This is a genomic window from Pseudomonas sp. 2957, from assembly GCF_031456345.1.
Lineage (GTDB): Bacteria > Pseudomonadota > Gammaproteobacteria > Pseudomonadales > Pseudomonadaceae > Aquipseudomonas > Aquipseudomonas siliginis.
The window spans coordinates 974,881-986,155 of record NZ_JAVDUL010000001.1 but is presented as its reverse complement, the minus strand read 5'-3'; the positions used below and the strand labels follow the sequence as shown (position 1 = coordinate 986,155).

Genomic DNA, 11,275 nt, shown 5'->3' with positions numbered 1-11,275 from the left:
TCCCTCTCAAGAAATCAGTTTTTCCAGATCATCGAGGGATAGACGTTTGAGGGCCTCCAGTGATTTAGCCAATTCATCCTGAACGGGCGACATTTCGACGCGCAGCGCTTCAATCCGCGCGCAGAAATCCTTGAGGGTGTCGGTTTCGAACAGCGCCTTGAGCGGCACCTTGTCGCCGAGGCGCTCCTGCACCCGGGTCACCACCAATGTCGCCAGCAACGAATGGCCGCCGAGCTGGAAGAAGTTGTCCGCCAGCCCGACCCGCTCGACTTCCAGCACCTCCTGCCAGATCGTCGCGACCTCCCATTGCAGATCGCTTTGCGGTGCATGGTATTGCTCCTGCGTCGGGCTCTCGCCCAACGACATCAGCGCCTTGCGATCGAGCTTGCCGTTGGGCGTCAGCGGGATCGCGTCGATCAGGTGCAGATGCCCCGGGACCATGTGCGCCGGCAAGCGACTGGCCAAGGCATTGCGTACCCGCTCGGCCAGCGTCGACCGCTCGCTGTCCGGCGCGGCGACGAGGTAGGCATGCAGGTGTTTGCCAGCGGCGCCGTCCTGCGCCAGTACCACCGCTTCGCCGATATCGTCGAGTTCCAGCAGACGCGCTTCGATCTCGCTGAGTTCGATGCGGAAACCGCGAATCTTCACCTGATGGTCGGCGCGACCGATGTACTCGATGTTGCCCTCATCGCCCTGGCGCACCAGATCGCCGGTGCGGTACAGGCGCTCGCCATTGCTCGCGTAAGGATTCGGCACAAAGCGTTCGGCGGTCAGCGCGGCACGACGCAGATAGCCGCGCGTCACCCCGGCACCCGCCAGATACAGCTCGGCCGCCACGCCCTCGGGCAGCGCCTGCAACTGACTGTCGAGCAGGTAGGCCACGGTGTTGTCCAGTGGCCGGCCAATGTTCGCCCGGCCCTGCGGCGTGCGCAGGGTGAAGGTTGAATAAGTGGTGTCCTCCGACGGCCCGTAGAGGTCGTAGACCTGCTGCACCTGAGTGCTGGCGTAGAGGCTGTCGACCAGACTCTGCTTGAGCGGCTCGCCGGCCAGATTGATGGTGCCGACCGAAGTCGGGATCTGCCCGGCCCGTTGCAACGCGGCAATCGCCGACGGCACAGTGTTGATCAGGGTGACCTGCTCGCGCGCCGGCAAATCCGCCAGCGCCAGGGCGTTGTCCGCCAATACCAGACAGCCTCCGCAGGCCAGCGTGACGAAGATTTCCCACACCGACAGATCGAAGCAGATCGAGGTCGAGGCCAGCACACCGCGCAATTGTTCTTCGCGATAGACACCCGCTGACCACTGAATCAGCGCCGACAGATTGCCGTGGCTGATGGCTACGCCTTTCGGCTTGCCGGTGGAGCCGGAGGTGTAGATCACGTACGCCAGATTGTCTGCCGCGAGATTAACCAGTGGCGCAGCATCCGGGCATTCGCTGGCGACGCTCTCGTCCACCAGCAGCACCTGTGCGCTCAAGGTTTCAGGCAGCATCGCCAATGCCGCTGGCTCAGTGAGCAGCACCGCCGCGTGGCTGTCGTCGAGCATGTGCAGCAAGCGTTCCTGCGGGTAATCCGGGTCCAACGGCACATAGGCGCCACCGGCCTTGAGGATCGCCAGCAAGCCGACCAGCATCTGCGGCGTGCGGCGCATGCACACGCCGACGCGCACTTCCGGCCCGACGCCCATGCCTTGCAGCTTGTGCGCCAGACGATTGGCCCGGGCATCGAGGTTTTGGTAAGCGATGGATTGCTCAGCGAACAGCACCGCGTTCGCCTGTGGCTGTCGCTGCACCTGCGCGGCGATGTGCGCCAGCACCGTGCATTGATCCGGCGTGGTAACCGGCGCCTTGCCCCACTCGATCGCTTGTTGCCGTTGTGGCTCGGCGAGCAGTTGCAGCGCGCCCAGCGGCTGCGCGGCGTCGGCGAGGAACTGCTCGAGCAGGCCTTGCAACTGCGCACTCAACGCATTGATCGCTTGAGCTTCGAAACTGGCCTGATCGTAACTCACGCCCAGACTCAGCTCACGGCCGGTGATCGCCACCAGGGTCAGCGGATAATTGGTCTGCTCCTGACGGCGGATCGCCGAGAATTTCAGGCCGGTCTGCGGACCCTGAGCCAAGGCCTCGGCCATCGGGTAGTTTTCGAACACCAGAATGCTGTCGAACAACGCGCCGGCACCCGCCCCGGCCCAGCGCTGAATGTCATACAGCGGCGTGTGTTCGTGCTCGCGCAAGGCCAGGTTGAGGTCTTGCACCTGTTGCAGCCATTGGCTGACGCCGATCTCCGGCGATGGCGCCGCTACCACCGGCAAGGTGTTGATGAACAGGCCGATCTGCTGCTCGACACCCGGCAAATCCGTCGGCCGCCCGGCGACAGTCGCGCCGAACGCCACGTGATCCTGGCCGGTGTAGCGCTGCAACAGCAGCAGCCACGCCGCTTGTACCAGCGTGTTGAGCGTGACTTTCTGCTCGCGGGCGAAGCGGTTCAGTTCTGCGGTCAGCGGTTCGCTGAACACATGCTGGTGATCGGCATAGCCGCTCGCCGCGTGCCTGACCGGCATGGCACTGGCCAGTCGCGTCGGCTCTTCGAGATCCGCCAGCGCCGTGCTCCAGAACTGCCGACTGGCTTGCGGATCGCGCTGGCCGAGCCATTCGATGTAATCGCGATAACGCCCCTGCCCTGTGCTCGGCACGATGCCGGCGTAACGTTGCAGCACTTCGCCGAACAACTGCGAAGTGCTCCAGCCGTCCATGAGGATGTGATGGCAGGTGTAGATCAGGTGATGAGTGTGTTCAGCGATGCGCACCAACGTCACGCGCAACAGCGGTGCGTCGAGCAGATCGAAACCGTTGTGCAGGTCTTCAGTGGCGAGATGATCAAGTGCTGAATCAAGGCCGGCGCGACCGCGCCAGTCCTGCACCTGCCACGGCATCTGCACACGGCTGCGTACCACCTGCACCGGCGCGGCGGCATCCTGCGGCCAGACGAACGCCGTACGCAGAATATCGTGAGCATCAACAGTCTGCTGCCAGGCCTGGCGGAAGCGCTCGGCGTCGAGCTGCTCGACATCCACGCGCAGCTGATTGGTGTAGGCCGGGCTGTCCGGCTCGTTGCGGCTGTGGAACAGAATGCCTTGCTGCATCGGCGACAGCGGGTACAGATCGACGATGTCACGCGGCGCCATCGGCAGCGCCGACAGCTGCGCCTGGGTCAGGTTGGCGAGGTTGAAATCCGAGGGTGTCACGCCACCGGCCGCGCTGTCGCAGCAATGTTCGATCAGGCGTTGCAGTTCGCGGCGATAGGCCTCGGCCAACGCCTCGATGGTCTCGGCGCGGTACATGCCGGTGCCGAAGGTCCAGGTCAGTTCCAGCTCACCGCCGAGAACCTGTCCGTCGACGCTCAGCCAATTGCCCAGCGGCGCTTGCCCATCCTGATTGGCGCCGGTGCTGTCAGCGCTTGGCAGGAACAACGCGCCCTGCTCAGCGCTGAACGCGCCGTCGAACTGGCCGAGATAATTGAAGGTTACCCGTGGTTGCGCCAGCGTCTGCAACTCGGCAGCACGCGTGAGGTAACGCAGCACGCCATAACCGATGCCTTTGCCAGGCACGGCGCGCAGTTGCTCCTTGATCGCGCACAGCGACGCAGCGGGATTGGCCTGCGGGGTCAGGCGCACCGGGAACAGGCTGCTGAACCAGCCGACCGTGCGGCTCAGGTCGATGTCTTCGAACAGGTCTTCACGACCATGGCCTTCGAGCTGGATCAACACCGAAGGCTGCTCGCTCCAGTCACACAGCACCCGCGCCAAAGCCGTCAGCAACATATCGTTGATCTGCGTGCGATAAGCCGCCGGGGCGACTTTCAGCAGCTTGTCGGTCAATGTCTGGCTCAGGCGCGTACTGGCGCGGGCGGCCTGGGTGCGGGTCTGGCTGTCCACGGCGAAATCTTGTGGTAGTGCCGCGTCTTCCGCCGCCAGGGTCTGGCGCCAATAATCGCGTTCGCCGGCAAGCGCTTCACTCTGCGCATAACGATGCAACTGCTCGGCCCAGTTGTGCAGCGAACTGCTCTGGCCTGGCAACACCGGCGCCGTCCCCGCCGCCCATGCGTGGTAAGCCTGCTGCAAGTCCTCCAGCAGAATGCGCCACGACACGCCGTCGACCACCAGGTGATGAATCACCAGCAACAAGCGCTGCTCGGCGTTCGGCAGGTTGACCAGCACCGCGCGCAGCAAGTGCCCGCGTTGCAAATCCAGGCTGCGCTGCGCTGCGTCGGCCACGGCCGGCAAGGTATCGAGGCTGTCCAGCTCGCGTACCCAGAGCAATTCGGCATCACCCTGCGGCTGCGGCAGTGCCTGCCAGTGATCGCCCGACTGCACAAAGCTCAAGGCCAGCGCTTCGTGCTGTTCGACCAACGTCGCCAGCGCCTTGCGCAAATGCACGGCGTCCAGCGCCAGGGTCGGTTGCAGCATTACCGACTGGTTCCAGTGCTGGCGCTGGGCGATCGGGGTCTCGAAAAAACGCACCTGAATCGGCAGCAACGGCAACGGCCCGCGTGCCACAGGTGCGGCGACGGCAGCCGGTTTGGCTTCGATCAGTCTGGCCACGGCAGCCAATTGGCCGATGGTCTGTTTTTCGAACAATTGCTTAGGGCTGAGCTTGATGCCCTGGCGCTTGGCCCTGGCGATGATCTGCAAGCTGAGGATCGAGTCGCCACCCAGTTCGAAGAAGTTATCGCTGCTGCCGACCCTTTCGAGCTTGAGCACCTCGGCCCAGATCGCGGCCAGTTTCTCTTCGATCTCACCGACCGGCGCGACGAACTGCTGGCTGACCACGCCGGGCACTGGCAAGGCACGCTTGTCGAGCTTGCCGTTGGCAGTCAGCGGCAGCTTTTCCAGCAACAGCAACTGCGCCGGCACCAGGTAATCCGGCAGCCGCGCCTGCAATTGCTCGCGCAGATCCTGCGCCTGCACCTTCGCGCCCACTGCCGGCACGCACCACGCCAGCAGTTGCAGGCGCGCCGGATCGTCATCCAGTGGCAGCGCGAGCACGGCGGCTTCGCTGACGTCATCGAGGCTGAGCAACACCCGCGCGACTTCCGCAGGCTCCACACGGTAGCCGCGAACTTTGACCTGATCGTCGGCACGACCGATGAACTCAAGCGCCTGCTCGCGATTGCGCCGGACCCGGTCGCCGCTGCGGTAGACCCGCGCGCCCGCTGCGCCGAACGGGTCGGGCAGGAAGCGTTCTGCGGTCAGCGCTGGCTGATTCAGGTAGCCAAGGGCAACGCTGTCGCCGCCGATGTACAACTCACCGGCAACCTGATCGGCCACCGGGTTGAGCACATCGTCGAGCACATAGACATGGGCACCGGCCAACGCCGTGCCGACCGGAACACTGCGTGCTTGCGCGGCAAGCACTTCGACCTCATGGGTCAGCACGCCCACGGTGGTTTCACTCGGCCCGTAGTGGTTGATCAGGCGGCAGCCCGGCTTAAGTTGCTGCACACGCTCGACCAGCGCCGGCGAACAGGCTTCGCCGCCGACGATCAGTGCGTGTTCCGGCAGCACATCGGCAGGCTTGGCCGCCTGCAACAGCGCGGCGAGATGCCCGGGGACGATTTTCAACATGCCAACGCGATGGCGGGCCATGTATTCGGCAAAACGATCCGGGTCGAAGCCGAGTTCTTCTGGCAGCACATGTAGCAAACGACCGGAGCACAACGCGCCGAACAGCACGGTGAAGCCAAGGTCGGCGGCGATGGTCGAGACCAGCGCCATGCTCGCCTCGGGCGCCGGCGCCAGACGCTCGAGTACACCGCGCACATAACTGCCCAGCGCGCCGTGGCTGACCAGCACGCCCTTGGGTTGCCCGGTGGAACCGGAGGTGTGAATCACGTAGGCCGGCGACTGCGCATAGAGCGTCAGCTCAGGCGCGGACGTCGGCAGCGAGTGCCATTGCCCTGGTGCAAACTCCAGACCCTGACAGCCCTCAGCCGCCAGTTCGCTGAGCCGTGCGTCGCCTTCAGCACCGATCAGCGCCCGCGCCTGGGCAGCGCCGAGCATCTGCTTCAGGCGCGCGCTTGGCGCCTTGACGTCGAGCGGCATGTACACCGCGCCAGCCTTGAGAATCGCCAGCAGGCAAGTCAGCCAGTCCAGCGAACGTTCCAGCAGTACGGCCACCGGTTCGCCGACATTGACGCCCTGCGCACGCAAATAATGGGCGAGACGGTTGGCTTGTTCATCCAGCGCCTGGAAAGTCACCGTTTGCTTGAGATCCCGAGCGGCCAGCGCCTGCGGCTGCCGGGCCACTTCACGCGCCCAGTGTTGCAACACCGTCAACGCCGGTTCGCGGTGAATGGCAAGCGCAGCAGGCTGCCGCGTGGCCACGGTGTGCAGTGGCGCCTGCGGCGAGTCGAGCAACTGTGCAAACAGATCCAGCAACATCGGCACAAAACCGGCGACCGTTTCCGCCTGATAGAGATCGCTGGCATAGGTCATCTGACCGTGGATCAGTGCGCCGTCGTCGGTAATGTCCAGGGCCAGATCGAAGTGCGTGCCGTCCTTGGCCAGTGGGTATTCGCTGACGGTCAGGCCGGGCAAGGCCATCGAGCGCTGTTTCTGCATGCCGACGTTCTGGTTGAATTTGGCCTGGAACAGCGGGTTGTGGCCCAGGGTGCGTTCGGCGACCAATTCGTCGACGAGTTGCTCGAACGGCAATTCCTGATGCGCCTGCGCGCCGAACGCCGCTTCACGCACCTGCGCGAGCAAATCGGCGAAACTGCCGCGCTCATCGACCTGGCAGCGCAGGACCTGAGTGTTAACGAAGAAACCGATCAGCCCTTCGACTTCGGCGCGGCCACGGTTGGCATTCGGCACGCCGACACGAATGTCGCGCTCGCCGGCCAGACGCGAAAGGAACAGCGAGAACCCGGCCAGCACCAGCATGAACAGGCTGATGCCCTGGCTGCGCGCGAAGGCATTGAGCTGCTGCGAAAGGTCAGCACCGAAATCGAAACTCAGGGTCTGCCCGGCGAAGCTCTGGGTCGGTGGTCGGGCAAAGTCCGCTGCCACTTCCAGCAGCGGATGCTCGTCGCCCAATTGCTGACGCCAGTAGTTGAGCTGGCGTTCGCCCTCGCCGGCTTCCAGCCAGCGCCGCTGCCAGATCGCATAGTCGGCGTATTGCAACGGCAGTGCCGGCAATTGCGGCTCGCGCTGCAAGCTGAACGCCTGATAGCACTGCACGAATTCCTTGACCATGACGTCCATCGACCAGCCATCGGAGACGATGTGATGCATGCTCACCACCAGCACGAATTCATCGTCGGCCAAGGCAAACAGGCTGGCGCGCAGCAACGGGCCGTGGCGCAGATCGAACGGTTGCGCGGTGACGTCTTGTACGTGTTGCGCGAGCAGTTCTTCGCGCTCTTGCGCGGCGACGTCGGTCAGATCAAAGCGGTCCAGGGCAATTTTCTGCTGCTCGAGAATCACCTGATGCGCTTGATCGCCGTCGGTGTGAAACACCGTGCGCAATACTTCATGGCGCGCCAGCAGATGATCGAACGAGCGGCTCAGGGCCGACTCATCCATCCGGCCTTTCAGACGCAAGCCAGCGGCCATGTTGTACGCGGCGCTGTGCGGTTCCAGTTGCCACAGGAACAGCAGGCGTTGCTGGGCGAACGACAGGGGAATCTGCCCGCAGTCGTGGCGGCTGACCGGCAACGGCAACAGGCTGAAGTCCTTGCCCTCCTCGCGCAGTTTGGCGAGAAACAGCCGACGCTGTTCCAGCGGCAAGCCGACGAACCTTTTTGCAATACGTTCCGCCATCGTGCCGCTCATACTTCTTCTCCTTGCAAAGCATTCATGAACTGATCCAGGTCGGACCAGTCGTCGTCGCCGCTCGCCTCGGCCAGTTGCCCGAGCACCTCGGCCAGATCCGCCAGCAGCGGTTTTTCGAACAGGCTGCGCAGTGGCAGCACCACGCCCATCTGCTCCTTGACCCGGGCAATCACCTGCGCGGCCAACAACGAATGACCACCCAGTTCAAAAAAGTGATCATCCAGGCCCACACGCGGCACGTGCAGCACCTCGGCCCAGACCTGCGCCAGACATTGTTCAGCCGGTGATTGCGGGGCGCGGTAATCGCCCTGCAACTGCGCAGGATCCGGCGCTGGCAAGGCCTTGCGGTCGAGCTTGCCACTCGGTGTCAGCGGCAGGTTCGCCAGCAACAGCAGATGCCCCGGCACCATGTAATCCGGCAGGCTGGCTTGCAGCGCGGCGCGGGTCTGCTGACGGAATGCCGCTTGCGTCGCCGCGCTGGCGAGCACCGCAGGTTCTGTCACAACGTAGGCGACCAGTTGCGCACCGCCGGCGAACGGCACCGCCAACACCACTGCTTCGCGAACGCCCGAACATTGCTGCAGGCGCGATTCGATCTCGCCCAGTTCGATGCGAAAGCCACGAATCTTCACTTGATGATCGACCCGACCGACATATTCCAGCGCGCCATCGCCGCGCAGCCGCGCACGGTCGCCAGTGCGATACAGGCGCTGACCGTCGGCAAACGGGTCGGCAATGAAACGCTCGGCGCTGAGGCTCGGTTGGCGTTGATAACCGCGCGCCAGACCCGGTCCACCGATGTACAACTCGCCCACCGCGCCTTGCGGCAGCAGGTTCAGATCATCGTCGAGCACGTACAGGCGCCGCGCCGCCAAGCCCTTGCCGATCGGCATGCCGCGCCACGACACGTCCTGCGCGGTCAGCGCAGTGCAGTCATGAATCGTCGAGACCACCGTGGCCTCGGTCGGGCCGTAGGTGTTGAGCAGGCGCACATGGCCGAGCCCGGCCTGTTGCCACAAGCGCAAACCGTCCACCGCCATGGCTTCACCGCCGACGTGAATCTGCCGCAGCGCGCCGAAACTTGCCGGCGGTTTCGCCGCGTATTCCTGCACCAGCCAATACCAATAAGCCGCTGGCAGATCGGCCAGGGTGATGCCCTGATCGATGATCACCTGATGCAGCGTCGCGCTGTCCCACAACGGCGCATCGCGCATGACCACGCTGGCGCCATGGCACAGCGGCGGGAAAAACTGCTCGACGAAACCGTCGAAACTGCTGGTGGCAAATTGCAGAACCCGGTCGCCTTCGCGCAGATCGCTGTAATCGATGGCGCGGGCAATGAACTCGCTCAGCGCGCCATGACTGACCGCCACCCCTTTCGGCCGTCCGGTGGAGCCAGAGGTGTAGATCACGTAAGCGAGGTTGTCGGCTTCGACCGTGACCGGCAGATTGTCGCTCTGTTCGCTGGCGGGCAATTGCTCCAGACACAGGCATTCGATGCCGTCGAGCGGCGGCAGGCTGGCGAGGCTTTGCTGGTCGCCGAGCAACAGTTGCAAACCACTGTCAGCGAGCACATGGCGCAAGCGTTCGGCCGGCGTCTGCGGATCCAGCGGCACATAGGCACCACCGGCCTTGAGCACCGCCAGCAGCGCCACCGCCAATTCCAGCGAACGCCCCAGCGCGACGCCGACCAGCACGTCCGGGCCGACACCCTGTGCGCGCAACTGATGGGCCAAGCGATTGCTGCGGCTGTTGAGTTCGTCGTAGCTGAATGCCGGCGCAGGCGCTGTGGCCAACCGCACCGCCGGCGCTTGCGCGGTCCGTGCGACTTGCGCTTCGAACAGGCTTTGCACGCTAATGAAACGAGGCGCTGGTGCGGTGGCCTGGATCAAGGCGTGGCGTTCGTCTTCGGCAAGCATCGCCACATCGCCGATCAACTGCTGCGGGTCGCGGCACACCGACTGGAGAATGTTGCGCCAATGCCCGGCCAGCGCGGCGATGGTTGAAGCATCAAAAATATCCCTGGCGTAAGTGAAGGCAGCAAACAATTGCTCGCCCTCCTCGCGAGTGTCGAGCATCAGGTCACTGGTGGCCGCATGTTGCCGGCCGCTGCCGGCCAGTTGCTCCTCGCTCAAATAGCCCACGCGCAAACCCGAGGCCAGTTGCGCCTGGTGCAGATCGGTGACCAGCGGCTGGTGGTTGAACATCACTTGGAACAGCGGATTGTGGCTCTGGCTGCGCGCCGGTTGCAGGGCTTCGATCAGGGCGTCGAACGGCAGATCCTGATGGGCCTGGGCGCCGAGGGCGGCCTGGCGCAGGTTCTGCAGCAACTCGGTGAAGGGCGTTTGTGCGGTGACCACGCTGCGCAGAATCTGCGTGTTGACGAAGAAGCCGATCAACCCTTCGGTTTCACTGCGGGTGCGGTTGGCGATCAGCCCGCCGACACGAATATCGGTCTGGCCGCTGTAGCGATGCAACAGGGTCTTGAACGCTGCCAGCAACACCACGAACAAGGTTACGCCCTGACGCTGGGCAAGGTTTTTCAGCTCTTCGCGCAGGGGTGCGTCGATCACCGTTTCCAGGCGTGCGCCCTGATGACTGGACTGCGCCGGATAGGCGCGATCGGTGGGCAATTCCAGCACTGGATGTTCGTCGCCCAGTTGCGTGCGCCAGTAGTCCAATTGCCGCTCGCGCTCACCGGCCTCCAGCCAGCTGCGCTGCCACAGTGCGTAGTCGCGGTAATGCACGCTCAACGGCGCCAGCGTCGGATCACGCCCGGCGACCAACGCGTCGTAAGTGCGCATGAATTCGTCGATCAGAATGTTCATCGACCAGCCGTCGGCGATGATGTGATGCAGGGTCAGCAGCAGCACATGTTCCTGCTCGGCCAGGCGCAACAGACGCAGACTCAGCAGCGGGCCGTTCTGCAGGTCGAAGGCCTGGGTCGCCTCGGCCATCATGTGCTGCTGCGCCAGCGGCCAGCGCCGGGCTTGGGGCAACTCGCTCAGGTCAGTCACGGGTAGTTTCAGAGGCTGAGGTTCGGCCACACGCTGGAAGGCCCGCTCGCCGTCCTGGCCGAAGGTGGTGCGCAAACATTCGTGGCGCGCCGCCAGACGGCTGAAGGCCTGCTCCAGTGCCTCGACTTGCAACTCACCATCCAGACGCACCGCCATCGGCAGGTTGTAGGCGGCGCTGGTCGGCTCCAGTTGCCAGAGAAACCACATGCGCTGTTGCGCGTAAGACAAGCCGTCTCGCTCGGCGATGCCGTCGCAGGCGGTCATGGGCAACTGCGCAAAATCGATGCCCTCGCGGGCCATGCCGGCGAGGAACAGACGGCGTTTGTCCTGGGGCAATTCGATAAAGCGGCGGGCTAGTTTCTGTGCGTCTGCGGCATTCATGCGTGGAGTCCTTGCTGATCGGCGGCGTGACCTGGAGACCCGGTCGT

Annotated in this window: 2 protein-coding genes; both read right to left on the bottom strand. The window is 64.2% G+C overall.

Annotated features, from left to right (window positions below):
* Positions 1–6: 6 nt before the first annotated feature.
* Positions 7–7,830: a non-ribosomal peptide synthetase gene (locus J2Y39_RS04480; RefSeq protein ID WP_310215359.1), complete on the bottom strand. Its 7,824-nt coding sequence runs from the start codon at positions 7,828–7,830 to the stop codon at positions 7–9.
* Positions 7,827–11,228: an amino acid adenylation domain-containing protein gene (locus J2Y39_RS04475; RefSeq protein ID WP_310215356.1), complete on the bottom strand. Its 3,402-nt coding sequence runs from the start codon at positions 11,226–11,228 to the stop codon at positions 7,827–7,829. The genes J2Y39_RS04480 and J2Y39_RS04475 overlap by 4 nt, the downstream gene beginning before the upstream one ends.
* Between the last annotated feature and the right edge of the window lie 47 nt (positions 11,229–11,275).